Annotated in this window: 23 protein-coding genes and 1 pseudogene; 12 read left to right on the plus strand and 12 right to left on the minus strand. The window is 68.5% G+C overall.

The genetic code is table 11. The features are described 5' to 3' along the window. On the minus strand, window positions 1–2,145 hold the full coding sequence (locus tag JIX55_RS46385; protein WP_257561891.1) for a molybdopterin-containing oxidoreductase family protein: 2,145 nt from the start codon (window positions 2,143–2,145) through the stop codon (window positions 1–3). A gap of 470 nt (window positions 2,146–2,615) precedes the next feature. Here JIX55_RS46385 and JIX55_RS46390 point away from each other — a divergent pair, with 470 nt between their 5' ends. From JIX55_RS46390 to JIX55_RS46400, 3 genes are all read left to right on the plus strand, one after another. After that, window positions 2,616–3,428, plus strand: a complete 813-nt coding sequence (locus tag JIX55_RS46390; RefSeq protein WP_257569210.1) for an oxidoreductase — start codon at window positions 2,616–2,618, stop codon at window positions 3,426–3,428. A gap of 84 nt (window positions 3,429–3,512) precedes the next feature. Beyond that, the gene (locus JIX55_RS46395; RefSeq protein WP_257561890.1) at window positions 3,513–4,025 is read left to right on the plus strand and encodes a nuclear transport factor 2 family protein; all 513 of its coding nucleotides are present in this window, start codon (window positions 3,513–3,515) and stop codon (window positions 4,023–4,025) included. 207 nt (window positions 4,026–4,232) lie between these two features. Next, a complete protein-coding gene (locus JIX55_RS46400; protein WP_257561889.1) occupies window positions 4,233–5,390 on the plus strand; it encodes a major royal jelly family protein in 1,158 nt (385 codons plus the stop codon). On the opposite strand, the gene JIX55_RS46405 is transcribed toward JIX55_RS46400, so the two are convergent. The 4 genes and pseudogenes from JIX55_RS46405 to JIX55_RS46415 form a co-directional block, all read right to left on the minus strand. Further along, window positions 5,377–5,598: a hypothetical protein gene (locus tag JIX55_RS46405; RefSeq protein WP_257561888.1), complete on the minus strand. Its 222-nt coding sequence runs from the start codon at window positions 5,596–5,598 to the stop codon at window positions 5,377–5,379. The two genes, JIX55_RS46400 and JIX55_RS46405, sit on opposite strands and share 14 nt — an antisense overlap. Then, a pseudogene (locus tag JIX55_RS51710) lies at window positions 5,581–5,708 on the minus strand (tyrosine-type recombinase/integrase); the annotation flags it as partial. The gene JIX55_RS46405 and the pseudogene JIX55_RS51710, both read right to left, overlap by 18 nt. 88 nt (window positions 5,709–5,796) lie before the next feature. Next, complete coding sequence (locus JIX55_RS46410) at window positions 5,797–6,630, minus strand: PIG-L family deacetylase (RefSeq protein ID WP_257561887.1); 834 nt, start codon at window positions 6,628–6,630, stop codon at window positions 5,797–5,799. Window positions 6,631–7,031: 401 nt separating this feature from the next. Then, window positions 7,032–9,374 (minus strand): MMPL family transporter, encoded by a 2,343-nt coding sequence (locus JIX55_RS46415; RefSeq protein WP_257561886.1) that lies wholly within the window; start codon window positions 9,372–9,374, stop codon window positions 7,032–7,034. 155 nt (window positions 9,375–9,529) lie between these two features. On the opposite strand from JIX55_RS46415, the gene JIX55_RS46420 reads away from it, so the two are divergent. The 3 genes from JIX55_RS46420 (at window position 9,530) to JIX55_RS46430 (ending at window position 11,501) form a co-directional block, all read left to right on the plus strand. Next, window positions 9,530–10,177 carry a TetR/AcrR family transcriptional regulator gene (locus tag JIX55_RS46420; RefSeq protein ID WP_257561885.1) on the plus strand — a complete coding sequence of 216 codons (648 nt, stop codon included), beginning with the start codon at window positions 9,530–9,532 and terminating at the stop codon, window positions 10,175–10,177. 354 nt (window positions 10,178–10,531) lie between these two features. Further along, window positions 10,532–10,690, plus strand: a complete 159-nt coding sequence (locus JIX55_RS46425) for a hypothetical protein (RefSeq protein ID WP_257561884.1) — start codon at window positions 10,532–10,534, stop codon at window positions 10,688–10,690. Between the two features lie 241 nt (window positions 10,691–10,931). After that, the gene (locus JIX55_RS46430) at window positions 10,932–11,501 is read left to right on the plus strand and encodes a TetR/AcrR family transcriptional regulator (protein ID WP_257561883.1); all 570 of its coding nucleotides are present in this window, start codon (window positions 10,932–10,934) and stop codon (window positions 11,499–11,501) included. Here JIX55_RS46430 and JIX55_RS46435 read toward each other — a convergent pair. Further along, window positions 11,452–11,931, minus strand: a complete 480-nt coding sequence (locus JIX55_RS46435) for a hypothetical protein (RefSeq protein WP_257561882.1) — start codon at window positions 11,929–11,931, stop codon at window positions 11,452–11,454. The genes JIX55_RS46430 and JIX55_RS46435 overlap by 50 nt on opposite strands. Before the next feature lie 597 nt (window positions 11,932–12,528). Between JIX55_RS46435 and JIX55_RS46440 the strand changes: the two genes are divergently transcribed. From JIX55_RS46440 to JIX55_RS46450, 3 genes are all read left to right on the plus strand, one after another. Then, entirely contained in the window at window positions 12,529–13,230 is a 702-nt protein-coding gene (locus JIX55_RS46440; protein ID WP_257561881.1) for an SDR family oxidoreductase, read from the plus strand. Window positions 13,231–13,260: 30 nt separating this feature from the next. Continuing rightward, entirely contained in the window at window positions 13,261–14,295 is a 1,035-nt protein-coding gene (locus JIX55_RS46445; RefSeq protein ID WP_257561880.1) for an alpha/beta fold hydrolase, read from the plus strand. Between the two features lie 71 nt (window positions 14,296–14,366). Beyond that, the gene (locus JIX55_RS46450; RefSeq protein ID WP_257561879.1) at window positions 14,367–15,341 is read left to right on the plus strand and encodes an NmrA family NAD(P)-binding protein; all 975 of its coding nucleotides are present in this window, start codon (window positions 14,367–14,369) and stop codon (window positions 15,339–15,341) included. On the opposite strand, the gene JIX55_RS51215 is transcribed toward JIX55_RS46450, so the two are convergent. The 3 genes from JIX55_RS51215 to JIX55_RS46460 form a co-directional block, all read right to left on the minus strand. Then, entirely contained in the window at window positions 15,244–15,699 is a 456-nt protein-coding gene (locus JIX55_RS51215) for a dienelactone hydrolase family protein (protein ID WP_331610010.1), read from the minus strand. The genes JIX55_RS46450 and JIX55_RS51215 overlap by 98 nt on opposite strands. After that, window positions 15,585–15,959, minus strand: a complete 375-nt coding sequence (locus JIX55_RS51220; RefSeq protein ID WP_331606373.1) for a dienelactone hydrolase family protein — start codon at window positions 15,957–15,959, stop codon at window positions 15,585–15,587. The genes JIX55_RS51215 and JIX55_RS51220 overlap by 115 nt, the downstream gene beginning before the upstream one ends. Window positions 15,960–16,080: 121 nt before the next feature. After that, window positions 16,081–16,680: a TetR/AcrR family transcriptional regulator gene (locus tag JIX55_RS46460; RefSeq protein ID WP_257561878.1), complete on the minus strand. Its 600-nt coding sequence runs from the start codon at window positions 16,678–16,680 to the stop codon at window positions 16,081–16,083. 403 nt (window positions 16,681–17,083) lie between these two features. Here JIX55_RS46460 and JIX55_RS46465 point away from each other — a divergent pair, with 403 nt between their 5' ends. Both JIX55_RS46465 and JIX55_RS46470 read left to right on the plus strand, forming a co-directional pair. After that, window positions 17,084–18,529 carry a pyridoxal phosphate-dependent decarboxylase family protein gene (locus JIX55_RS46465; RefSeq protein ID WP_257561877.1) on the plus strand — a complete coding sequence of 482 codons (1,446 nt, stop codon included), beginning with the start codon at window positions 17,084–17,086 and terminating at the stop codon, window positions 18,527–18,529. A gap of 464 nt (window positions 18,530–18,993) precedes the next feature. Next, a complete protein-coding gene (locus JIX55_RS46470; protein ID WP_257561876.1) occupies window positions 18,994–20,790 on the plus strand; it encodes an alpha-L-fucosidase in 1,797 nt (598 codons plus the stop codon). A 397-nt stretch (window positions 20,791–21,187) separates the two neighbouring features. Here JIX55_RS46470 and JIX55_RS46475 read toward each other — a convergent pair whose 3' ends face one another. Further along, window positions 21,188–23,077 (minus strand): propionyl-CoA synthetase, encoded by a 1,890-nt coding sequence (locus JIX55_RS46475; RefSeq protein ID WP_257561875.1) that lies wholly within the window; start codon window positions 23,075–23,077, stop codon window positions 21,188–21,190. 380 nt (window positions 23,078–23,457) lie between these two features. Then, a complete protein-coding gene (locus tag JIX55_RS46480; protein ID WP_257569209.1) occupies window positions 23,458–24,471 on the minus strand; it encodes an NADP-dependent oxidoreductase in 1,014 nt (337 codons plus the stop codon). 199 nt (window positions 24,472–24,670) lie between these two features. Here JIX55_RS46480 and JIX55_RS46485 point away from each other — a divergent pair, with 199 nt between their 5' ends. Beyond that, window positions 24,671–25,144, plus strand: a complete 474-nt coding sequence (locus JIX55_RS46485; protein ID WP_306820108.1) for a winged helix-turn-helix transcriptional regulator — start codon at window positions 24,671–24,673, stop codon at window positions 25,142–25,144. A 483-nt stretch (window positions 25,145–25,627) separates the two neighbouring features. Here JIX55_RS46485 and JIX55_RS46490 read toward each other — a convergent pair whose 3' ends face one another. After that, a complete protein-coding gene (locus JIX55_RS46490) occupies window positions 25,628–26,206 on the minus strand; it encodes a TetR/AcrR family transcriptional regulator (RefSeq protein ID WP_257561873.1) in 579 nt (192 codons plus the stop codon). Between the last annotated feature and the right edge of the window lie 308 nt (window positions 26,207–26,514).

Below are 26,514 nucleotides of genomic sequence, written 5' to 3' on the forward strand. Positions count from 1 at the left end.
TCAGGCCTTCTCTATCTGGACGAGTGTGTCGGAGAACGTGGGTGCGTTGCCCAGGTCGGCGAAGACGGTGGGATTCAGGGACGCCATCGTGGACAGCGACGTCGTGTGCATGCGCCAGCCGCCGTACGCCGAGACGGCGACGCCCGCCAGGACCGACTTGTCGACCTTCGCCTTCACCACGAACGAGCCGCGCTCGTTGAACACCCGAACGTCCTCGCCGGTGACGATGGAACGCGCGGCGGCGTCGTCGGGATGGATGAGGACGTTGGGCTCCCCCTGCACGCGCCGGTGCAACGGCAGGTTGGCGCTGCTGGAGTTCAGGTAGGCATGCGACTTCGGGGTGATCAGGCTGAGCGGGTGCCGTGCGGCCAGCTCGGGATTCGCGCGCGTCGACTCGCGAGGCGAAACGTAGTGCGGCAGCGGATCGACCGGGGTGCCCGGCTGATGGTCGTTGGAGCCCTGCCGGAACAGCGGCACCACGAAGTTCCCGACGGTCTCCGCGATGGAGGACTTGAACTCCACCTTGCCGGACGGGGTGGGGAAGTCGCCCTCCGCGTACGGGGCGTACTGGTCCGGGGGCGGTACGGTCAGCCGCTGCCAGCCCTTCTCCTTCAGCGACTCGACGGTGATGCCCCGCATGGCGGGCGCCGACCAGTCGAACGCCTCCGCGATCATCTCGTCGTCCGTACGCCGGAACACCGCCTCGGTGAAGCCCATCCGCGCTGCCAGCCGCCGGAACAGCTCCGTGTTGGGTACCGCTTCGCCGAGCGGCGTGATCGAGCGGTGGTTGTAGGTGACGTAGAGGTGGCCCCAGGAGAACATGATGTCGTCCTGCTCGAGCTGTGTGGTGGCGGGCAGCACGATGTCGGCGAACTGGGCGGTGTCGGTCATGAACTGCTCACTGACGACGGTGAACAGGTCCTCCCGCTTCAGGCCCTCGATCAGCCTCTCCTGATCGGGGCAGGTGACCACGGGGTTGGAGTTGTAGACCATCAGCGCCTTGAGGGGCGGATCGAGTTCGAGGCCGCCGGTGAGGGCCTGCCCCAGCAGGTACTGGTTCACGACCCGCTTGCCGGGCTGAAGCATCTCCGGATGCATCATCGCGCCCCAGTTGACCGGGAACGCCCACAGCGGCAGCTGCAGAATCCCGCCCCCGGGGTTGCGCCACGCGCCGACCAGCGCGGGCAGGGAGGCCAGCGCCCGCACCGTCTGGCCACCACCGGCATGCCGCTCCACCGCAACGCCGATGCGGATCACGGACGGCTGCGCGGAGGCATAGCCGCGAGCCAGTCTGCGGATGTCCTCTGCCGGGACGCCGGTCTCCTCGGCGGCCCATTCGGGGGTGTACTGCCGTACCCGCTCCGCCAGTTCGTCGTAGCCGACGGTGTAGTTGGCGATGTAGTCGTCGTCGGTGAGTCCCTCTTCGGTGATCACGTTCATCATCGCCAGGGCGAGAGCTCCATCGGTGCCCGGCCGGATCGGGATGTGCCAGTCGGCGGCCCTCGCGGTACGGGTCTTCACCGGATCCACCACGACCACCGTGGCTCCCCGCTTGCGGGCTTCGGCGATGAACGGCCACAGATGCAGGTTGGTGCTCATGACGTTGCAGGCCCAGATCAGGATGAACTTCGAGTGGACCAGGCTCTCCGGGTCCACTCCGGCGCAGTCGCCGATCGTCATCGTGTAGGCCGTGCACGCACCGGAGTCGCAGTAGGTACGCTCGGCGACGGTGGCACCGAGCCTGGCGAAGAACGGATCGCCCACGTTGAGCCCGTTCAGGATTCCCTGGGTGCCCAGGTAGCTGCACGGCATGATCGCCTCGGGCCCGAACTCCGCGGAGACCGCCCGGAACCGGTCCGCGATCTCGTCCAGCGCCTGGTCCCAGGTGATCCGCTCGAACTGACCGCTGCCCTTCGGCCCCGTGCGCCGCATCGGGTACAGCACACGGTCCGGGCTGTAGACCCGGTCCAGATAGTTGTCGACCTTCACACACAAGCCGCCGCGCGTGTACGGATGTTCACGGTCACCGGTCACGCTCACGGCTTTGCCGTCCGTGACGGTGATCCTCATCGCGCAGGTATCGGGGCAGTCGTGCGGACACGCACCCCGCACCTGGGTCGTACCGGTTGCCGCTGTCGCGTTCATGTGTCTTCCCCTCGGATCGTGCCTTCCCCGATCGTCGAGGACCCGACCGCCGACGGTTAGGCAGCAGGCGACAGGCTCTTGACCATGGGCGACAGACCGGGATCACCTCCCCTCCAGGGCACGGTCGATGGTCGCTCGTGTGATGGCGACGTGCTCTCGACCCTTGTCCACCACCCGAATTCTGTGGTGGTCGAGGAGGTCGCGGTCGACGTGCCGTGTTGGCCATCGCGGCGCGGACGGTAACCCGCGAGGCGGCCTTCCCAGGTTGTGGCACAGAAGCGACGCGAGCGCCACGCCGCGGTGCGGGGTGTGTCGAGATCGGTCGTGTGCCTGAAGCCGGCTCCGGTGGCGCGGCCCGGGATCAGTTTCCGGCTTCAGTTCCCCGCTTCAGCTTGTGCATGGAAACCGATCGGTTTACAGTGAGGCGAAAGGAAACCGATCGGTTTCCCAGATGAGTTCGGGAGTGCATGATGACGACGAATCGGCCGGTGGCCCTGGTGACGGGTGCGTCCTCCGGTATCGGCAGGGAGGCCGCGCTCGCGCTGGTCGCGGCGGGTTTCGAGGTGGCCGGCACGGGCCGCGACACCTCGCGTGTCGCCCCGCTGCGGGGTGTGACGTTCTTCGACCTCGACGTGGTCAGTGACAAGTCGGTGACCGCCGTGGTCAGAGAGGTGATCGACCGGTTCGGGCGGATCGATGTCCTGGTCAACAACGCCGGTATCGGTTCGATCGGCGCGGCCGAGGAAACCTCCCTCGCGCAGGCCCAGGGCGTCTTCGACATCAACGTCTTCGGGGTCATGCGCATGGTGCGGGAGGTCCTTCCGCACATGCGCTCTCAGGGGCGCGGGCGCATCATCAACCTCTCGTCCGTGCAGGGGTTCATCCCCGCTCCCTACATGGCTGTCTACGGCGCGTCCAAGCATGCGATCGAGGGCTACTCCCAGTCCCTGGACCACGAGGTGCGGCAGTACGGCGTCCGCTCGCTCCTGGTCGAACCCGCCTACACCAACACCGGGTTCGAGGCCAACAGCGCCAAGCCCGACACCCCCCTGCAGACCTACGCCGACCAGCGGCGCGTCTTCGACCGCCTGATGACGGAGGCGATCAAGGGCGGTGACGACCCCGCGGTGGTCGCCAAGGCGATCGTCACGGCCGCGACCGACACCAAGCCGAAACTGAGCTACGCCGCCGGCCCCATGGCCGGACGCGCACGCCTGCTCCGCTTCGTTCCCGCCTGGGTCCTGGACAAGCAGATCCGCAGCATGAACAAGCTCACCGGCTGACCCCCGCCACCCGCCACCCGTCATCCGCCACTGGCCATCCGCCACCCGCAAACCCCATCGCGCCGTTGATTCCGGGAGAGACCCGTGTCCGAGACCCTGCACTCCGCCGCCGCTACCGTCGCGCGCTGGCGCTCCGCCGAGGAACGCGGTGACGTCGACGCCGCGGTCGCGTGCCTGAGCCCGGACGTCGTGCTCAGCTCGCCGCTCACCGACCAGTTCCGCTTCGAGGGATCTGACCAGCTGCGCGACTTCCTGACCGTGGCGTTCGCGGCGGTCAAGGATGTCCGCTACCACACCCAGACCGGCGAGGGCGACACGTACGCGCTGGTCTACCGGGCGCGGGTGGGTTCCCAGCCGTTCGAGGAGGTGCAGATGCTGCGGCTCGACGACCAGGCACGCATCACGGAGATCACGCTCTTCGGGCGTCCGATGCCGGCCCTCACCGCCCTGATGCACCTCATGGGTCCGGCGCTCGCCCGCCAGCAGGGCCGCCGGGGCCTCGCGACGCTCATGAGCGTCGCCACCATGCCCATTCACGCGATGGTCTCCTCGGGGGACCGCGGCATGGTCGCGAAGACCCGCCCGGCAGCCCGGTAGACCTGACAGAACCAGGTCCACCGGCCGTTCGACCCCGTTCCCCTTCCAGGAGCTGGCGGCAGCCGCAGGCGATGTCCCCGGCGCACAGCGCTCCTGGTGGCGGCCTCCACCGGCCACGGCAGCATCCGGCCGATCCCCCCAACGCGCCGAGGCGATGCGGCAACCCGCCGCACCCTCCAGCGACTTGACCCAACAGGAGACGCTCCCATGAAACGACGTACGTTCCTCACCGCGACCACCGCCTCGCTGGCCGCCACCCAACTCGCCGGACCCGCCTCCGCCTCCACCTCCACGTCCGGTTCAACAGCCAAAAACTACGAGGTCGTTGCCCGCTTCTGGGGCGCGATGCCCACGGGTGTCACCGTCTCGCGCCGCGGCCGCATCTTCGTCAACTTCCCCCGCTGGGGCGACGACGTCCCCTTCACCGTCGCCGAACTGCGCGGCGGGAAGCCGGTGGCCTACCCCGACGCCGAGGTCAACCGCCAGGACGCCTCCGACCTGGCCGGGCACTTCCAGTCGGTACAGAGCGTCGTCGTCGATGCGGCCGACCGGCTGTGGATCCTCGACACCGGAAGCCCGCTGTTCGCCGGCTCCTCCTACGGCGGCCCCAAGCTCGTGGCCGTCGACCTGCGCACCGACCGGATCGTACGGAAGATCCTCTTCCCGCCCGAGGTGGTGCCGGCGAACAGCTACCCCAACGACGTACGCCTCGACCTGCGGCGCGGCGCCGAAGGCACGGCGTTCATCACCGACTCGGGCGGCTCCAACGGCATCATCGTGGTCGACCTCGCCACCGGCCGCTCCTGGCGGCGACTGACCGGACACCCCTCCGCGCTCCCGGACAAGGACTTCCTTCCCATCATCGACGGCGAGCCCTTCATGGTCCGCCCCGCCGGCGGCGAGCCCGTCCACTACGAGACCGGCTCCGACGGCATCGCTCTCAGCGCCGACGGCACACGCCTCTACTACTGCCCGCTGTCCAGCCGCCGCCTGCACAGCGTGTCCACCGACGCCCTCGCCGACCCGCACGCCACGGACACCGACGTCGCGGCGACCGTCGAGGACCACGGGTTCAAGCCGATGGCCGACGGCCTGGAGAGCGACGACAAGGGACGCCTCTACGGCGGCGACCTGGAACACAACACGATCTGGCGCAGAAACCCGAACGGCACCTACCAAACCCTCGCCCAAGGGGCCGACCTGCTCTGGACCGACACCCTGTCCATCGCCACGGACCGGCACCTGTACGCCATCGCCAACCAGCTCAACCGCCTGTCACCATTCCATGAGGGCCAGGACCTGCGCCGCAAGCCCTACCTCCTCATCCGCCTGCCGATCAACGCCGGACCGGTCAGGCTCGTGTGACCTCTCCCGCTCGCGTCAGGAGCCGGGCATCCCCGTGGTGATCCGCCATGCCGACGATCTGGTCGCCTTGTGCGTCAGCGAGGAACAGGCCCCGCAGGTCAAGCAGCAGCTCGCGGTGTGACTGGCGCCAAGGCGATTGGCCATCAACGAGGACAGGACGCGCGTCGTCCGCCTCGAAGAAGGCTTCGACAACGCCGGCGGCGAGCATGAAGGTGGCCGCGCCGTCCGGAGGTCGTGCGGCCGGACGGGCGGGAGACCGGAGGCGGCGGTGAGCCGCTCGAAGAGGTCGGTGACCTTGCCGGAGTGCGGCCAGGAGCCGGCCGTCCTCCTGGGAGTCCCGGCTCGGGGCGCAGCGTGTGCGGGCTGCGGTTCTCCGTGTGTCCGAGGGGCGACCGCCGGCCGGAGCTCAGCGCAGGCCGGCGAAGAGGTCGTTCTCGGGCAGGGGCGCGCCGGTGGTGTCGTGGACCCGGACGAACGTCTCCACGCCCATGAGCTGCGTGAACCTCTCCTTGCCCATCCGCAGGAAGAAGATGTTCTCACCCTGGCTGGCATGCGCGGCCAGCGCGTCGAACTTCTGGCTGCCGAACTCGGTGGTGTCCACCCACGTGGTGATCTCCTCGTCGGGCAGGCCGATTTCGGGCCCCTCTCCGGCCTCGGACGGATCGGGCTCCTCCCATTCCGCGCCGAACTCGCGCATGATCTGCCCGAACTCCTTCATCATGGAGCGCGGCGCCGTCGTCCAGTACACCTTCGACGCCATCCCGGTCAGCGACAGCGCTGCCATCGTGATCCGGTTCGCCTGGATGTGATCGGGGTGGCCGTAGAACCCGTTCTCGTCGTAGGTCACGACGACATCAGGCTGGTAACGCAGCATCAGTTCGGCCAGCCGAGCGGCTGCCTCATCCACGGGTGTACTCCAGAACGATCCGGGCGCGGTGTTGGCCGGCCAGCCCATCATCCCGGAGTCGGCGTACCCGAGCAGCTCAAGATGACCGACCCCCAGGACGTCACAGCTCGCTTCGAGCTCGCCTCGACGCATCACGGCAACGGCGGCCGGATCATGCCCGGGGTCGCCCGGCTTGGCACCCCCCGGACCGTCACCGCAGCTACCGTCGGTGCACGTGACGAGCACCGTGCGGATGCCCTCCGCCGCATAACGCCTCAGGACACCCCCTGTTCCCGTAGCCTCGTCGTCCGGGTGGGCGTGCACTGCCATCAGCGTCAAAGGCCGGTCAGCCATGAAATCCATCCCCTGGTCGGTCAAGCGATCTGTGCCAGTCTGCGGCACAGCGGTACGTGACTGCCCGCAGCCCGCCGAATCCGTCCGGTGTCCCAGGATCCGACAGGGCTGGGTTCACCCGGTGTGTCAGGCCCCGGATCGCGGCTGCGGTGACCAGATATCGACGTCGTTCAGCGGCCCCTCAATATTGGCCACCGGGCCCCACCTGGTTGAAGAGCGGCGCGTGACGTCCCGAGGCGGCCCCACTGCCGCTCACCCGCAGGACCACCAGGTGGGGCCACCGCAGACCGTCATCGCGCGCCTGTCGGCGCCACCGTCGAGCGAGGCGAGGATGACACCGGCACCGCGGCCACGACCGCGGGCTCGGCGTTGCCGGCGGGCACATGCTCGCCATCGGCGCGTCAGGTCTTCTGCGCGGTGGCGTGCTGCAGGGGAGCGGCGGGATGGGGAAGCGGGATCCTCTGCGCGAGTTTGTCGCCTTCGACGTCCAGGTCGGGCAGGAGGCGGTCCAGCCACACGGGAATCCACCAGGCCTTCTCCCGTGCGAGCGCCATGGTGGCCGGGACGAACGTCATGCGGATGACGAACGCGTCGATGAGAATGCCCGCCGCCAGTGCGAATCCCGCCTGTTTGATCATGGGCTGCGCGTTGAAGATGAATCCGGCGAAGACCGAGACCATGATCGTGGCCGCGGCGATCACGACGGCGCTCGCCCGGGCGAATCCGGAGACGGTCGCGTCGAGCGGGTCGGCGCCGTGCATGCGGGCCTCGCGCATCGAGGTGACCAGGAACACCTGGTAGTCCATGGCCAGTCCGTAGAGCACGCCGGTGACGATGATGGGCAGCAGGCTCACCACGGGTGCGCTCGCGTCGAGTCCGAACAGCGCCTGCAGCCAGCCCCATTGGAAGACGGCCGTGGTGATGCCGAAGGTGGCGGCGATGCTGAGCAGGAAGCCGAGAGTGGCCATCACCGGGACAACAACCGAGCGGAAGACCAGGAGCAGGACGATCAGCGAGAGCCCGAGAACGGTGGCCACGTAGAGGGGCAGGACGTCCCCGAGGCGGTCGGACACGTCGATCGCGAGGGCGGTGAAGCCGGTGATGCCGATGGTGACGCCATGGGTTTCGCGGATCTCCCGGCTCTTCTCCCGCACGGAGGTGACGAGGTCCTTGGTGCCGTCGTCGTTCGGTCCGTCGCCGGGGATGAGACTGAGGACGGCCACGGTGCCGGCGGTGTTCATACCTGCCAGAGAGATCGAAGTGGCGCCCTCGGTGTCCTTCAGGTCGGAGACGACCGCGGCGAGGGCCGTGGGAGTGAGCGGCCGCCCGCTGTCGGAGGAGCGGGCGACGAGCATGAGGGGGCCGTTGTAGCCGGGGCCGAAGGTGTCGCTGACCTCCTCGTAGCTCTGCCGCTGTGCGGTGTCGGGGTTGTAGCTGGCGCCGGACGGCAGACCCATCCTCATGTCGAGGGCGGGCAGCGCCAGAACCAGGGGGATCAGGAACGCCGCGGTGAGAGCGGGGTACTTGTGGCGGACCAGGCGTGATCCCCAACGGGTGGCCCGTGTCTGTGCGGCGGCGGAGGCCTGCTGCTGCGCCGTGCGTCGGGTCCTGGCCGAGCAGATGCGCTCCTTGACCAGGCCCAGGAGCGCCGGTAGCAGGGTCAGGGCGAGCAGGACGGTGATGGCGATCGTGGCCGCGGCGGCGAGGGCCATGGTGCTGAGCAGGGTGATACCGACCACCAACAGCCCGGCCAGGGCGATGATGACGGTGCTGCCGGCGAAGAAGACCGCGCTGCCGGCGGTGCCGATGGCGCGGCCGGTCGCCTCGTGCGCGTCCAGGCCGGTGTCCAGGATCAGCCGCCGTTGCCGGTTGACGATGAACAGGGCGTAGTCGATGCCGACGGCGAGCCCCAGCATCAGGGCCAGTACGGCGGTGAGCGAGTGGATCTCGAAGACCGTGGAGAGGGTGAAGGCACCGCCGACGCCCACCGTGACACCGACCAGCGCGATGACCAGGGGCAGGCCGGCCGCCACGACCGACCCAAGGGTGACCAGCAGGACGATGGCCGCCACCACGACGCCGACGATCTCACCGACGCCCACGATCTCGGGTATCTCCATCATCGCTGCCGACGGCAGGACGTCGAGGTGGGCTCGTTCGGCCTGCCGCTCGGCGGCCTCGACGGTGCTGTCGATCGTGCCGGAGGGCAGCTCATAGGTCTGCTCGTCGAACTGGAACTGCATCAGGGCGGTGGAGCCGTCGGCAGAGACGACGACCCCGGGCACCGGTTGGCCGTCCTGCATCAGCGGGGCCGGCACCTTGCCCGCCGTCGGCTGCCCGGCGGCTTCGGCCACCGCCGCCTGGGCCTGCAGCAGCGGGCTCTTCTCCCCCTTGGACAGTTCGGCGGCGAGGACCTCGCGGGCGTCGATGACGTGGTCGTGGCGGTAGACCGCGTCCACCGCGGCGATGAGAGCGGCGCGGCTGTCCTCGCCGTCGACCCGGATCCCGTCCTGCGCGCGGAACACCAACATGCCCTGCCCGCCGGACGCCTCGGGGAGGGACTGCGCCAGATCGTCGATGACCTCCTGGGCGGGGGTGCCGTCGATGCGTACCTCATTGCTCAGCTTGACGGGGTTGACCGCGAGCAGCGCCACCACGGCGGACACCACCGCCACCCAGCCGGCGATCACATACCAGGGCCTGGCGTAGGCGAAATGCCCCAGCCGGTACAGCAGTACAGACACACCCTTCTCCCTTCTCCGGCGCACCCTGTCGGGCACGCGCATCCGAACGAAGTGAGAGGGTACTACCAAAACGATAGGTGACTATCAGAGCGGTAGGGTGCTATCAACGCGCGGGTGATTGAGTAGTCTGCGGTGCAGATACGGGAGGGTCAGAGATGCCGAACGCCGCACCGCGCACACGCCGGCTCCGCAGGGTTGACGCCCGCTCCAGCGTGGAGCGCATCATTGCGGCCGGACGCAATGTCCTCGGCGCGGGTGAGGGCTCTTTGGAGCAGATCGCCGCCGAGGCGGGCGTGGGCATCGCCACGCTCTACCGGCACTTCCCCAACCGGGAGGCCATCGTCCGGGCCGTCCTCGACGACATCCTCGAGACCGACCTCCTCCCACTGATCAACGACGCCACGTCCTCCCGCCACCCGCGCCAGACCCTCCTGGACATCGCCACCCGGCTACTCGACCTGATCACCGAGGAGCGGGGACTGGTCACCTTCGCCGCCAACTTCGCCGACGTCGCCGTGGACGCCCTCCAGCGCCTCAGTGAGTCCCTCCGCCCCCTCCTTGAGCACGCACAGGAGCAGGGCGAGATCCGGACCGACCTCACCGCGGACGACATTCCGCACTTCCTCGTCATGGGCATCGCCGGCCTCGCGCTCCCCGGCACCACGCCGTCCATGCGGGCACGCTTCATGGCCCTGCTCTTCGACTCGCTCAACCCCGCCAGTGCCTCCCCTCTCCCACCGGCACGCGCGGAAACGGAAGATGACGACCTCCGCGCCGCGATCAGCAGCGTCGTCCGGGACTGACTTCCGGAGCCGAGGCTGACCCCCAAAGGCGCCTGATCGCCGCGAGGCCGAGGAGCCCCTCCACGGCAGAGTCCGGGCTACCGGGAGTGAGGGGAGGGCATGTCCGGGGCGGTCCTCGTGTGTGTCTGATCCCCTTGGCCAGAATGACCCCGCTCGGCCGATGGCGAACGCCGCCCTGTACCGGGACCCGTGCGCTGTTCGGCGTGGTCTTCGGGCCCTTGGCGCCCGCGCCTCGCCGGGTGCGGCGGCGCCCCCGCTGCGAAACCACTCCGGCCACGCCAAATCGGCTCCGGCCCTGGTCCCGTGGCTCGCCGGCCAGGTTCTCACACTGCCGTACCGTCACCGACTCGTGCCGTGAGTCCACGATCTCTGACCCGTGGCTGCGTGATGATGGCCGTCGGCCTCGCGCCGGCCGCACTCTTCGGCTTCGGTGTGACGGGCTGGTACGACCGCAGGGGGCTGCACCGCATCCCCGCCGAGACGAAGCCCGAGAAGACCGCTGTTCCGGCGTAACGGAACGCGCTCATAGATCATCACGGGCGGGGCCATTGGTGCGGAGTGGTCCCCTGTGTGCGGCGCCCCGTGGTGACGAGAGGCGCGCACACCATCAGGGCTCGGCGACGGTCTATCCCTCAAGATCGTCGCCGAGTCTCTGGGCGGACTTCAGGTGTCCGCACGGCGCCGGGCGCCTGCCCGACCCCCCCCTGGAAACCGATCGGTTTCTATTTCGCCCGATTCGAGTTAACCTCATGGTATGACCACCGAAGTGAAGTCAAGCCCCAGAGAACGGCTGCTGGAGGCAGCGGCCACGCTCACCTATCGAGACGGTGTCGGCATCGGCGTCGAGGCGCTGTGCAAGGCGGCGGGCGTGTCGAAGCGTTCCATGTACCAGCTGTTCGAGAGCAAGGACGAACTGCTGGCGGCGAGCCTGAAGGAACGCGCCTCCGCCTTCGTGGCCGGACTCCTGCCGCCGGCGGACGATGGCCGCTCCCACCGCGAGCGGATCCTGCACGTCTTCGAGCAGGTGCAATCACAGGCAGGCCTGCCCGAGTTCCGAGGCTGCCGGTACCTGGCCGTACAGATCGAGCTCAAGAATCAGAGTCACCCCGCGAGCCGGGTGGCCCACGGCATCAAGGCGAACCTGACGGGGTTTTTCCGCGCCGAGGCCGAACAGGGTGGCGCGAGCGATCCCGACCTGCTGGCCCGGCAGCTCATCCTGGTCTTCGACGGTGCCAGTGCCCGCGCGGGAATCCAGGCCGACAACCTGAACGGGCTCATCGCGCCCACAGTGGCCGCGCTGCTCGATGCGGCAGGCATGCGCTGACGCTCCCGTCCCCGTGCGGGCTCGGCGACCGAACGCTCTTCCAGGTTGATGTCCTTCTCCGGCAGCCGGAGCAGCGCCCGCGGGTTTCACGCCCCTGCTTCCCGATCGTCGGAGAAAGGGCCGATGGCCATAAGAGTGTGCCCAGCATGCCGCAGGCAAAGAAGCTTGTGGTCCCTTGGGCGTCGGCTTCCGGCGACAGGTGCACGGTTTCCCACAGTCTCATCCAGCCGACCCGGAGGAGCTCGCCCATCTGGTCATCGCCCTCTGCCTTCGCGGCCGCGACGACGGCGTATCCCCGCATCTGCATCAGGAGCATCTCGGGGCGCGTCGAGATCAGCCGCGCGTACTCGTGCACCATGGCACGCAGGGCCTGCTCGCCGTCCTCCGCCCCGTCGGCCGCCCGCTCGAAGGCCAGGCGGGTGTCTTCCACACTTGGCACCAAAGCGGCGACAGTGACCGCCTTTTGTCCGGGAAGGGCCGGAACAGGCAGGGCTGTGCGACACCAATCGCCTCTGCGGAAGTGCCGTAGTGCCCGTGGGGTGCGAACTCGGCGATCGCTGCGCGGACGACGCTCTCGCGTCACTGCAAAGGCGTCGGGGCCGTCGCGCCTGTCTTCCCCGTCGTCGCGAGCCTCGCCCACACGCCCGCAGTACTCGAGCGGTCCTTGCGCCGCCGACGGTCGGCCGCTTTGGTCGCCGACCCAGGCCGGCCCGCACGGCGCCGGCCGGGCACGCCGGCGAACACCGAGCCGTACAGCGCGCCACCCTCAAGTCATTCCGCTGAACTCCGCCTGAGACCCAGCCAGGCCACGTCGATCACTGTCGAGGGCTCGCGGCTTCACCGGCCTGTGCCGGGCGAGTACGGACTCCGCCGACGGATACGAGACCAGCACTCGAAGCCTGAGCTCCGCCCGACTCCACCTCGACACTGCGCGCCGTGGTCATCCGCGGCTCGACCGACTTGCATGACGAAACCGATCGGTTTACGGTGGTGGAACCGATCGGTTTCCCTCTTTGTGGAGGTAGTCATGACAGCAGTCAAGGGCGCCAACGTCTTCGTCACCGGAGGCAGCCGTGGCATCGGCAAGATGCTGGTGGAGGAGCTCTACACGCGCGGGGCCGGCAAGGTCTACGCCACGGCCCGTGACCCGCGCTCGGTGACCCACCCCGATGCCGTTCCGCTGGCGCTCGAGGCCACTGACCCGGCATCCGTGGCAGCCGCCGCCGAGCAGGCCCAGGACGTCACCATCCTGATCAACAACGCCGGGGCCTCCGTCCGCGCTTCGTACCTCAACTCCCCGATGGAGGACGTGCGCCGGGACCTGGAGACCAACTTCTACGGGCCGCTGCTGGTCACCCGGGCCTTCGTGCCGATCATCGAGCGCAACGGCGGGGGCCACATCCTCAACGCCCACTCCGCCCTGTCCTGGCTGGCCGACGGCACGCCCTACGGCGCCTCCAAGGCCGCCCTGTGGTCGCAGACCAACTCTCTGCGCCTGGAGTTGCAGCCGCGCGGCATCGCGGTGACCGGGCTCCACATGGCCTACGTGGACACCGACATGACCGCGGGCGTCGACGCACCCAAGGCCGATCCCCGCGACATCGCCGTGGCCGCACTCGACGGCATCGAGGCAGGGGCGCACGAGGTGCTGGCCGACGACACCACCCGCTGGGTCAAGTCCCAGCTGTCCGCCGACCTGGACGCCATGTACGCCCAGCTGAAGCAGTAGCACGCACTCACCGATTCAAAGGAATTCCCTGTGGAAAGTTCGCTCACCCACCGCTTCGTCGACGTGAACGGGGTCAGACTGCACATCGCCGAGCAGGGGCAGGGGCCGCTGGTCCTGCTGCTGCACGGCTGGCCGGAGAGCTGGTACTCCTGGCGTCACCAGTTCGAGGCGCTGGCGGCGGCCGGGTACCGGGTCGTCGCCCCCGACCAGCGCGGCTACGCCCGCAGCGAGCAGCCGTCGGACGTGGCGTCGTACACCCTGCTCCACCTCGTCGGCGACGTGATCGCCCTGATCGAGGAACTGGGGGAGGAGCAGGCGGTCGTCGTGGGTCACGACTGGGGCGCACCCGTCGCCTGGACCGCGGCGATGCTGCGCCCGGACAAGGTCCGCGCGGTGGCCGGACTCAGTATTCCGCCCATTCTGCCGGGCGGGATGGTCCCGCCCTCGATCACCCGCACCCAGTACGGCGAGGGCTTCTACCAGGTCTACATCCAGCAGCCGGGAGTCGCCGACGCGGAGTTCGCCAAGGACATCCCTGACTCCTTGCGCCGCCTCCTGGTCGGGGCCTCCGGCGACAACCCCCTCGGTAAAGAGCCCCGCCCGTTGGTCATACCCGATGGTCTGGGCCTCCTGGACACCATGCCGGAGTCGCCCGCACTTCCCGCCTGGCTGACGGAGGAGGACATCCAGGCGTACGCCGAGGACTTCGCCCTGCACGGCGAGCAGGCGTTCACCGGAGCCTTCAACTGGTACCGGAACATGGAGCGAAACAACGAACTGCTCGCGCCCTTCCGGGGGCGCGGGATCGATGTCCCCGCGCTGTACGTGGTGGGAGACCGCGACATGGTCACCTCGTTGCGCGGCCCGGACGGGGGCCCTTCGCTGAGCGAAATGCTCCGTGGCCAGGGCGGGTCGGGCAACCCGTTGACCGCTGTCGCGCCTCTCCTGCACGGCCCGGTGGTGCTGCCGGGTTGCGGCCACTGGACACAGCAGGAGCGTCCCGCCGAGGTCAACGCCGCACTCCTCGACTTCCTCACCAGCATCGACGGCCCCGCGTCCCGATGACGCCACGCGGCATCCGCCCCGTGGCTTTCTCAACAGCTGACTCCCCCCACCACCAGACAGAGGACATATTGATGCCAGAGCGCAATCCCATCCTGATCACCGGTGCCGCCGGAGAAATCGGTGGTGTGAGCCGGACGATGGTCGACATGCTGCTCGAACAAGGGCACCCGGTGCGCGCGTTCGTGCGCCAGGACGACGAACGCGCCCACTCGCTCCGCCAGGCCGGGGCCGAGGTCTTCGTCGGCGACCTGCTCGACATCGCCGACGTGACGGCCGCGCTGAAGGGCGTCCGCCGCATCTACTTCAGCATGAGCCTGTCGCCGTACTACACCGACGCCGTCAGCCTGATGGCCGCGGCGGCGCGGGCCCAGGGTGACATCGAGGTCTTCGTCAACATCTCCGAGTACGAGCAGTCCTTCATGACGTTCGAGAAGATGACCGCGCCGGAGGAAGAGCGGCGTGCGTGGCTCGGCGGGCTCGTCACGCAGTGGTCGCCGCAGCAGCGGGCCCACTGGGTCGCCGAACAGGTGCTGGACTGGGCCGGCCTGCCGACCGTCAACATCCGGGCGGCCATGTTCGTCGAGAACCCGCTGATGACCTGGCTGGCGCTGGAGCCGCTGAGCAGGGGTGAACTGTGCCTGCCCTTCGGCCACCACCAGCTCGCGCCCATCGCGGGTTACGACGTGGCGGAGCTGTGCGTGAAGATCCTTCTCGACCCGGCGCCGCACATCTCGAAGTCCTACGACCTCAACGGCCCGGAACTGAAGGACATGCACGGGTTCGCGGAGGACTACGCGGCCGCGCTGGGACGCCAGGTCACGTACGTTCCCGAAGACGTCGAAACCTGGAACGAGACCTACGTGGACACCGCCCTGGCCGCGTTTCCGCACACCGCGGAACACCTGAAGACCCTGACCCGGCTGATGGGCGGCGGCGGATACCGCGGCGTCACGGACCAGCTGGAAACCCTGCTCGGACGCCCGCCGAAGACCGTGCGGTGGGCGCTGGAGAACCACCCGCGCATCCGAAAGCTGGCGGCTGCCTGAGCCATCGATGGCGTGGCGCGCGGTGCGGGGAGCACTCCCGGCGGGGGAGTTCTGGAGGTGCGCCCCTGGAGGCTGTGACAGGCGGGACCGTCGGCCGTACATTCCCGCCTCCCGCCTCCCGCCGCCGCCGGAGCCCATCCCCGTCGGCCCGCGAAGCGCTCCCTGCGACCCGGTCTGACGCCGCCGCGTCCGGCCGCCGTAGCGGTCGGCGGAGGAAGGCGTGGCCTGCCTGGGGGTATTCCTTCACGTCGTGTAGGACGCTGAGCCGGTCGAGGGCGGAGTCGAGCCTGGCCGCCGCTCCCTTGAGCTGTCGGTCGCGGCCTCCGTAGCTGGCGACGATCCGACAGGCGTCGGCCAGGGCCTTGTCCATGTCCTTGGGGGTTGGTCGTAGTTGGCGGAGGTGGCGTCGAAGATTCCGCTGCCTGCCGCCATGAGGGCGAAGAAGCCACCCATGCAGAAGCCGATGATCCCGACCGCGCCGGTGCAGTCGGGATCATCGACGAGGTGGGTTCTGGCGGCCGCGATGTCCTGGTAGGCGCGGCCGTGGCCGGACAGCGCGGCCCGCATGGTGGGTATCAGGCAGCGCCGTGCGCCTCCGGCGGTGTACAGGTCGGGCATCGAACCGTGCTGCCAGTTCGCGTGATTGCTGCCGAACTGCGTCTCGAAGCCGTCCTTGGTCAGGGGGCTGCGAAATGTTCATGACGCCGGCGGGCGGTACTTCTGCGCCTGCGTGCTCAGATCATGAGGTGCCGGTCTGCAACCCCGCGATGAGTCCGTCGAGTATCCGCATCTGGCGGGCGGGTGTGGTCAGGCGAGCCGCGAAGATCGCGTTGATCTGGAGTCCCATCAGCGTGGCCATCACAAGGTCCAGGAACGCATCGAGATCGCAGGACGGGTTGATCTCTCCCGCTTCAGCCGCAGTGCGCAGATACGAGAGCATCTGATCGCGCCAGCGCGATATTGCCTGGTCGAAGACGTCGATCAGTTCCTCATCGGCTACCGCGTAGTTCCAGAAGCCGATGACAACGCGGGCCTCGTTGAGACGCTCGTCGTCCAGGGGCATGATCTCGACGCAGAACTTGCGGAACGCGTTCACGCCATTGGCACCGGCGATGGTGCGGGCGGCCCGCTGCTCGGTGGCTGCGTTGGCACGCTCCAGCGAGGCCCGCAGAATCGCTGCTTTGGTGGGAAAGTACCGTGCGAGCGCCCCGTTGGTGAATCCCGCTTCGGCGGCGAGATCCCGCATGTTCAGCGCCGCGAATCCTCGCCGCGCGACAAGGCGCCATACAGCTTCGATGATCTCTTCACGCCGCGCGTCGTGGTCCACGATCTTGGGCATGGTGACACCTTACCAACGGGTAGACGCCTGCATGCTGGTGGCTATGGTCGGCACCATTGCGGCCAGACTGAGAACCTTCCATGGCTGGGCAAGGCGCCGTGCCGGTCCCACGTGAAGCGGTGGACGGCCGTACGGCTCAGTGGCGATGGGTCCGGCCGGCCCAGCTGCCGTGAGAGTGGTCCACAGGGCGCCCCCCTTCCCAGCAACCCGGTAAGGGATTACCTTGGAGCTATTAATCTACAACTGTAGACGTAAGGCTCTGGTGCGGCACCAGTCGGTACGCGGCATCGAGGGCCTCTGGATCCGGTACCGGCCACCTCACCCTGGGCGCCTGATCCCCCCCCCGCGCCCAGGTGGGCGTCCAGCCCCTCGCCATGACCATCACGACCTCATAGGACAAAGCGTGCCTGATCTCGAGCCAGATGAATTCCGCCGCCAGGGCCACCAGTTGGTCGACTGGGTCGCCCAATACCGCGCCTCGCTCCCCTCCCTGCACGTGCAGCCGAATGTCTCACCGGGCTCCGTGAAGGCTCAGCTTCCTCGTGAACTGCCCGAGCAACCGTCCGAAGCGCTGGGCGATGATCTCGTCGCCCTGCTCAACGACGTGGTCGTTCCCTCGTCGCTCCACTGGCAGCACCCAGGATTCTTCGGCTACTTCCCAGCGAACGCGTCACTCCTGTCGCTCCTCGGTGACATCGCATCGGGCGGGATCGGAGCGCAGGGAATGCTCTGGTCGTCATCGCCGGCCGGGACGGAGATCGAGCAGGTCCTGCTCGACGGCCTGGCGGAGGCGCTGGGCCTTGGTCGCGAGTTCACTTTCGCCGGGGGCGGAGGCGGTTCGCTGCAGGATTCGGCCTCGTCGGCATCTTTGGTGGCGCTGTTGGCCGCGCTGCAGCGCGGCAACCCGGACTGGCGCGAACACGGCGTGGACGGCACCGAGACGGTGTACGTCACTGCCGAGACCCACTCGTCCCTGGCCAAGGCCGTGCGTGTGGCCGGGCTCGGTGCGCGAGCATTGAGGATCGTCCCTTTTACGCAGGGCACGCTGTCCATGTCGGCGGACGCCCTGGCAGACATGCTGGCCAAGGACGCAGCCGCCGGAAAGAGGCCGGTCATGGTCTGCCCGACCGTGGGAACAACCGGCACGGGTGCCATCGACCCCGTCAGGGACGTCGCCCTGGCAGCGCGTGAGTACGAGGCGTGGGTGCACGTCGACGCCGCGTGGGCGGGAGTCGCGGCGTTGTGTCCCGAGTTCCGCTGGCTCCTGGACGGCGCGGACCTCGCCGACTCGTTCTGCACCGACGCACACAAGTGGTTCTACACCGCCTTCGACGCCTCTTTCATGTGGGTGAGGGATGCCCGAGCGCTGCCGACAGCGCTGTCCATCACGCCGGAGTACCTGCGTAACGCTGCGACGGATTCGGGCGAAGTCATCGATTACCGCGACTGGCAGGTCCCGCTGGGCCGTCGTATGCGTGCGTTGAAGATCTGGTCGGTGGTGCACGGCGCCGGACTGGAAGGCCTGCGCGAAAGCATCCGCGGCCACGTCGCCATGGCCGACTCCCTGGCCGGCAGGATCGAGAGCGAGCCGGGCTTCGCCCTGGCCGCCCCGCCGTCACTGGCACTCGTATGCCTGTATCTCGTCGACCGGGACGGCCACCCCGACGACGACGCCACCAAGGCGGCAATGGAGGCGGTCAACGCCGAAGGGCATTCGTTCCTCACGCACACATCGGTCGACGGTCACTTCGCGATTCGGGTCGCAATCGGCGCGCCGACGACGCTGCCCGGCCACATCGACACCCTCTGGGACTCGCTTCGCAAGGCCGCTCGCCAGAGCGGTGCGTGACGTAAGAGCTACGCCTGGGCTGCCCGTGGCGGGCATCGCTCACGCCGCCCTGGAGATCCCCGACACCGCCCATCTCGCGGTCGAGGATCCACGAGCCCCACGGGCGGTGCTCCGGGCTCGTCTGAACGGGGCCCACGCCGAGGGCGCTCCACGGGTTCCGTTCCGCCGCCCGACTACGCCGTGGAGCCCGGGTGCCGGGTCTCTGATTGAGAGGCGGGCTCAAGAGCTCCGATGTATAGCATTCGCTCCGCTGGATGAGTGATCTTCCATGCTTGAGCATGTCCCAGAACTCCCCATTTGCTTCCGTGTTTTGGGCGAATCTCGTCTCACCTGTAGACGTGGTGGCCATCGTGCTCCTATAAATCCATCCGATGTCTTGTGTGGGCGACACGGAGCACGGCCGCCATGTCGGCGTTCCGCTCCTCACGCCCTGCCCTTCCTCCCCTGACACATGGAGCCGCACCATGTCCTCTGCCTCCCTCAGCAGACGCTCTCTGATGAAGGCCGCCGCACTCGCCGGAGGAGTGGCGGCCTTCGGGCTGCCGCAGGCCCTGTGGCCGTCCACCGCCGAGGCGTACACGGTCCCCTCGAAGATGGACTGGTGGTACCAGGCCCGGTTCGGGATGTTCATCCACTTCGGGTCCTACTCCTACCTGGGTCACGGCGAGTGGGCGTTCCACAGCGAGAACTGGTCCAAGGCCGACTACCAGAACCAGGTCAGCGCGCACTTCAACCCGACCTCCTTCAACGCCGCGACCATCGCCGAGATGGCCAAGAACGCCGGCATGAAGTACCTCGTGATCACCGCCAAGCACCACGAGGGCTACGCGATGTGGAACTCCGACGTGGCGAGCTTCACCGACACCACGGGCACCAAGCAGTACAACCTGCGCGACTACAGCGGCTACCAGCCCGACCTGCTCGCGCAGTTGAAGACGGAGTGCGAGAGCCGGGGCGTCAAGTTCGGGCTGTACTACTCGATCCTGGACTGGAACCACTCCTCCCAGACCATCAACCGCAGCGCCACCTTCTCGACGATGGCCTCGCAGGCCGCCCGTACCGCCTACATCGCCGACATGAAGGCGCAGTTGCAGGAGCTGCTGGACCGTTACGACCCGGCCGTGCTGTGGTTCGACGGCGACTGGTGCGGCAACCCGTCGACCCCCACGCTCAACGACTGGTGGATCAAGTCGGACGGCCAGGACCTGTACAACTGGCTGATCAGCCGCAAGCCCGGACTCGTCGTGAACGAGCGGGTCAAGCGCGATCTGGGTCTCGGCGACTTCATGTGCCCGGAGGAGAAGGTCCCGCCGACGCCGCTGGAGCGGCCCTGGGAGACCTGCGTCACGATGAACGGCGCCTGGGGCTACAACCAGTCGCGGGAGAGCTCCTACCGGTCCGTCCGGGACCTCCTGAGGGAGTTCGTCACGGTCGTCTCCCGGGACGGCAACTACCTGCTCAACGTCGGCCCCAAGGGTGACGGCACGATCACCTCGGGCACCGTGAACGTCCTCAACGGCTTCGCCTCCTGGATGGGCACCTACGGCGACAGCATCTACGGCACCAGCGGCAGCCCCTTCGCCGCCGAACCGTCCTGGGGCAAGGTCACCAAGAAGGACGGCAAGTTGTTCGCCCACGTCTTCACCTGGCCCACGGACGGCGTCCTGCGGATCCCGGAGGTCCACAACACCATCAACCGCGTCCACCTGCTGAACGCCCCGTCCACCTCGCTCTCCTACACCGTCAGCGGCGGCACCATCAACGTCGCCGTGCCGGCCAACGCGCCCAACGCCGACGTCTCGGTGGTCTGCGTCGAGGTCAGCGGCATGCCGGCGGTCCTGCCGGAGGGTGTCTACCGGCTGGTGAGCGCCAACAGCGGCAAGGCCCTCGACAACGGCAACGTCACCACCCAGGGCAGCTCCGTCATCCAGTGGACCCAGAACGGCGGCACCCCCCAGCAGTGGAGGCTCACCCACATGGGCCACGGCTACTACAAGCTGGTGTGCGTCCGCAGCGGCAAGGCCCTGGACAACGGCAACGTTACCACCGAGGGCAGCTCGGTCATCCAGTACACCTCCAACAGCGGAACCCCGCAGCAGTGGGCCATCTCCTCGCTGGGCGGCGGACGGTACAAGCTCGTCAACCGCCGCAGCGGCAAAGCCCTGGACAACGGGAACGTCACGACCGAGGGCAGCTCGGTGATCCAGTACACATCCAACAGCGGTACTCCTCAGCAGTGGAGCATGACCAAGATCGGCTGACCACCGCGCGCCGGTCCCTCCACACGACCACCGGTTCCGAATGCGCAGTTCCGCCCGGACCGGCCGTGCCGGTGGCTCAAGATCACACCTGAGCGGTCCATCTGACGCGGCGGCGCACCAGCCGCGCACCGTCCGGAAAACGCCGAGCCCGGCGGGTGGCATCTCCTGCCGCCCGCCGGGCTTCGAGTACCGAGGCCGCGCTCGAGGAAATCCAGAACGGCGGCGATGTGTCCGGGCAACGCCACTGGCGCCACGGAGGCGATGACCTCGTACTTCCACACCTCGGGAAGCTCGCCGAGCAGGTGTTGCGGCACCACGTCGCCCTGGCCGACGGGCCGTGCCGCGCGGAGTCCGGTGTACGCGCTCGCCCACCGTCGGCCAGGGCGCTGTCAGCCGTTCACGGGGTGTGACCGGCGCGGCGGAGGACCGGGCGCAGGACCTCGATGACGCCGGGGTCGTCCACCGTGGACGGGATGGGTTCTTCGCGGCCGTCGGCGATGCCGCGCATGGTCTTGCGCAGGATCTTTCCCGAGCGGGTCTTGGGCAGGGCGGCCACGACCGTGACGTCCTTGAGGGAGGCGACGGCGCCGATGCGTTCGCGTACGAGTTGGACGAGTTCGGCCTCGACCTGGCTCGGTTCGCGGTTGCTGCCGGCTTTCAGGACGACGAAGCCGCGCGGGATCTGTCCCTTGAGTTCGTCGGCGACGCCGATGACGGCGCATTCGGCGACGTCGGGGTGGGCGGCCAGGGCCTCTTCCATGCTGCCGGTGGACAGCCGGTGTCCGGCGACGTTGATGACGTCGTCGGTGCGGCCCATGACGAAGACGTAGCCGTCTTCGTCGATGTGGCCGCTGTCGCCGGTGAGGTAGTAGCCGTCGTAGGCGGAGAGGTAGGAGGCGACGTAGCGGTCGTCGTCGTTCCAGAGCGTGGGGAGTGCGCCGGGCGGCAGGGGGAGCTTCACGACGATCGCACCGTCGACGCCCGCGGGCGCCTGCTCACCCGAGGGGTCGAGGACGCGGACGTCCCAGCCCGGCAGTGGGCGGGTGGGGGAGCCGGGCTTGAGGGGAGCGGCTTCGATGCCGACCGGGTTGGCGACGATGGGCCAGCCGGTCTCGGTCTGCCACCAGTGGTCGATCACCGGGACGCCCAGGAGCGCGCTCGCCCAGTGATACGTCTCGGGGTCGAGGCGCTCACCGGCGAGGAAGAGATAGCGCAAGTGGGAGAGGTCGTAGCCGGCGGTGAGCGCACCCTTCGGGTCCTCCTTCCTGATCGCGCGGAAGGCGGTGGGCGCCGTGAACATGGTCTTGGCCCGGTGCTCGGCGGCGACGCGCCAGAACTGGCCCGCGTCCGGGGTGCCGACCGGCTTGCCCTCGTACAGGACCGTCGTCGCGCCGGCCAGCAGCGGCGCGTAGACGATGTAGGAGTGCCCGACGACCCAGCCGACGTCGGAGCCGGTGAACATCGTCTCGCCCGGGCCCACGTCGTACACGGCGCCCATCGACCAGTGCAGGGCGACCGCGTAGCCGCCGCAGTCGCGTACGACTCCCTTGGGCTTTCCGGTCGTTCCTGACGTGTAGAGGATGTACAGGGGATCGGTGGCGGGGACGGGAACGCAGTCGGCCGGTGGCGCGGCGGCGACCAGGTCGGCCCAGTCGAGATCGTCCGGCCCCAGGGCGGCCGGCTCCTGCGGGCGTTGCAGGATCACGCTCTTCTCCGGCTTGTGGACGGCGAGTTCGATGGCCCGGTCGAGCAGGGGCTTGTATGCGATGACACGCTTGCCCTCGATGCCGCAGGAGGCGGAGACGACCACCTTGGGGGTCGCGTCGTCGATGCGGAGGGCGAGTTCGTGCGGGGCGAACCCGCCGAAGACGACCGAGTGGACCGCGCCGATGCGCGCACAGGCCAGCATCGCGACGGCGGCCTCGGGAACCATCGGCATGTAGATCACCACGCGGTCGCCGTGCCCCACGCCGAGCTGTGCGAGCGCTCCGGCGAAGGCCGCCACCTCGTTCCTCAGCTGCGCGTAGGTGTAGGTGCGGCGGGTGCCGGTCACGGGGGAGTCATGGACGAGCGCGGGCTGTTCGCCGCGGCCGGCTTCGACGTGCCGGTCGAGCGCGTTGAAGCAGACGTTGAGCCGACCGTCGGGAAACCAGCGGTAGAACGGTGCGCCCGAGGAGTCCAGGGCCCGTTGCGGAGTGGCATCCCAGTCGATGCCCTCTGCCGCCTTCAGCCAGAAGCTCTCCGGGTCCTCGGTACTGGCGCGGAAGACATCCTCGTACGTTCCCATCGCACACTCCTTTGTGGCATCGAGGGACAGTGGTGGGGCTGCCTGCGGAACGGTGTCCGACACAAGTACCGCATGCCGGCCGGCCTGGTCGAGCAGGAGACCGGCGGACCGGTCACCGGCATCGCGGTGGCGCGGCGGCCCGGCCGTCAGGCCCCGCCCTCAGGTGCAGCTTCTGCTCAACGGGTGCGGGGGGCCTAACCAACCATGGCTCGGGTCGGCGTAGAGCCGCGTGGCGTGCTGTGCGAGCCATATGGCCTGCGGAATGGCACCGAGACGCCTGCGGCGGCGGCTCTCCGTGACCGTGCCGCCCTTGGATCGCCGGCGGCGTCGTCGCCCCTCCGGTGACCGTGCTGGACGGAGGCTCTGTGGCCGGCACCGTCTCAGTCGTTGTCGGGCACCATCGAGACCACGACCTTGCCGGCCTTGGTGCGGCCCTGCTCGACATGCGCCATCGCCTCGAGCGTCTGGTCGAACGGGAAGGCGCTGTCGACGACCGGGCGGAGCTTCCCGCTGTCGTAGAGGGCGCCGAGTTTGCGCAGCTGGGAGCCGTTGGCCTGCATGAAGAAGAACTCGTAGCGCACGTTCAGCGCCTTCGCCTGCTTGCGGATCTTGCGGCTGAGCGTATTCATGACCAGGCCCATAAAGGATGGGGCGCCGAGCTGCTTGGCGAAGCCGGCATCCGGCGGGCCGACGACACTGATGGCCAGGCCGCCGGGCTTCAACACGGTCAGCGACTTCTCGAGGTTCGCTCCGCCCAGGGAGTCCAGCACCAGGTCGTAGCCGGACAGCACCTTCGAGAAGTCTTCCTTGGTGTAGTCGACGACGACGTCGGCGCCGAGGCTCCTGACCAACTTCTCGGTGTCGGTGTTCGTGGTCGTCGCCACTGTGGCGCCGAGATGCTTGGCGAGCTGGATGACTGTCGAGCCGAGGCCACCGGCACCGGCGTGGATGAGCACCTTCTGACCCGGCTTCACGTGGGCACGGTCGACGAGAACCTGCCAGGCGGCCAGGGCCACCAGCGGCACGGCGGCTGCCTCTTGGAGGGTGAGGGAGGCCGGCTTGGGCGCGACATCGTCCATGTCGATCGCGATGAACTCCGCGAAGCCTCCGATCCGCAGGTCGCGCGGACGGGCGTAGACCTCGTCGCCGACTTCGATGCCGTGTACGGCGGAGCCGACCCGCGTCACGACGCCGGCCACGTCGTGGCCGAGCACGAACGGAAGCTTGTACTTCAGGAGCTGCTTGAACTCCCCGTTGCGGACCATTTTGTCCAGCGGGTTGATACTGGCGGCGCTCACTCTGACCAGGACGTCGCGGTCTCCGACCGTGGGCTCGGGTACCTCTGCGGCGCGCGCGCCGTCCTTGCCGTACTTCTCGACGACGAATGCCTTCATGTCGGCCGCCTCTCTGCGTGGGTGGTTCGGGTGGTCGATGTGATTCTTCGCGCAGGTCCCCCTGCGCGCCCGTTTCTCGCGTGCGGCCGGGTTGATGTGCTGGGTCATGACGCTACTTCCTGAGTATATAAAAGTAAACTCAGGTGGGGTTAGGGTCACCCGCATGGATGCGAGGACCGAAGCTCTCCAGGACGCCGGCATGGACTCCCGTCTCGACCGGGACATGTCGAACTGCTCGATTGCCCGGACCCTCGAGGTCGTGGGGGAGAAGTGGACGATCCTGATCCTGCGCGAGGTCTGGTACGGCTCGTCCCGCTTCAGTGACTTCGAACGCGTCCTCGGCTGTCCTCGCAACCTCCTCGCGGCGCGGCTGCGGATGCTGGTGGAGGAAGGGATCCTGGCCACCGAGACCTACAAGGAACCGGGCTCACGGAGCCGGCCGAAGTACGTGATCACGTCCAAGGGCGTGGATCTGGTCCCGGCCGTGATGGGGCTCCTGCAGTGGGGCGACCGCTATCGCGCCGACCCGGAGGGCCCGGCCGTACTGGCGCGACACCGCGGATGCGGCGCGCACGTCGACGCCCAGATCCGCTGCGAACGTGGCCACGCCGTGCAGGCGGAAGACATCGAGAGCGTCCCTGGCCCGGCATTTCGGATGAGGTCCGCCGAGTGAGCCGAGTGCGGTTTGCGCCAGGGGTTCGTGGTGGGCGCAGTTTGCCGGGGTGTGCGGTCCGTGCGTAGACGCGTATGCGCCGGAGCTTGGGGGACAGGAGCAGATCGACGGCGTCCTGGGCGATCAGTGCCGGCGCGGCTGCGGGATCGGTGGCGATGCTCGTGGCGCCAGCGGGCTCCAGGCGTCGTCCGTGATGGCAGTGTGCGGGGTAGGAGTGTGCGGGGTGGGGCAGGGGCCTCGGCTGCTGCTCGGTCGAGCGTGGTGACGTCGCTGGATGCGGGTGGCCGGCCGTGGGCGGCCGCGAGCACGGCTCGGTCGACCGTCTCGCGCAGTCGTCGGCCCGACGTCAGGACGGCGGCAGCGGCGGGGCTCCGCAAGATCGGTTACGGAAACGTCCTTGCCAAAGCATGGAAGCAAGCCCCCTTGACCGGCCCAACAACCCCTTGAATACAGGGCGTTGGGCCACATCCTCATAGCCCGTGTTCAGGATTCCGGAGCAAGGTCGTGTGGTGCGGTCAGGGCTTTGTGGGTCGACTCCAGGATCTTTTCCGACAGTTCGGTGCCCGCCGTGGCCCGGGCAAGCAGGATCGCGCCGACCAGAGTGGCCACCAGGGGAAGGCCCTCGCTGGTGTCGGTGGACATCCACGCGGCGAATTCCTCGACTCCGGCCGCGTACGTTTCGCGTACTTCCCCGGATGTGGGCTCGCGGGCCATGTCCCCTGCGAATCCGGCGGTGGGGCAGCCGGTGCCGGGCTGGTCACGGTGCTCGGCCGACAGATAGAAGTCGACGAGGGCGCCGCGCGCGGTCTCGTGATCGCTGTGGGCCGTGTCGAACGACGCCAGGAGCAGGTCGAGGTCCCCGAAGGCGGCCTGAGCCGCCTCGGCGATCAGGGCCTCCTTGGAGGGGAACTGCTTGTAGAAGCCGCCCGTGGTCAGCCCGATGGACTTCATCAGATCGGCGACGCTGATGCCGTTCACACCGCGCTCCCGGAAGAGCTGGGAGGCCGCGGCGACCGCGCGCCTGCGGTTCTCGAGCGCCTGTGCTTGCGAAACCCGACTCATCAGTCACCCGCCCACGTTAGATAGTTAAGTGCATCTATCGTACGCGAAGTGCCGGGCGGCCGGCCGCGGCGTCCTCTTCCCGTGCGGCTCCTTCTCGCCGCCGCAAGGCGAGGAGCTCGCGGGCCCGCATCCGAAGCGGAAGCGGCTTCCGGCCGTGCGGGGCATCCGTTCCGGGGTGTCGTTCGCCGTGCCCGCGTGCTCGCCGTGAGGGCAGTGCGCGAAACCGTCCATGGCGACCAGGCGGCCCGATGACTCTCCATTCGAACCTGATCGGCCGCCGACCCTGTAGCCCCGCGTGCACGTCGAGC

Source organism: Streptomyces sp. DSM 40750, assembly GCF_024612035.1.
Lineage (GTDB): Bacteria > Actinomycetota > Actinomycetes > Streptomycetales > Streptomycetaceae > Streptomyces.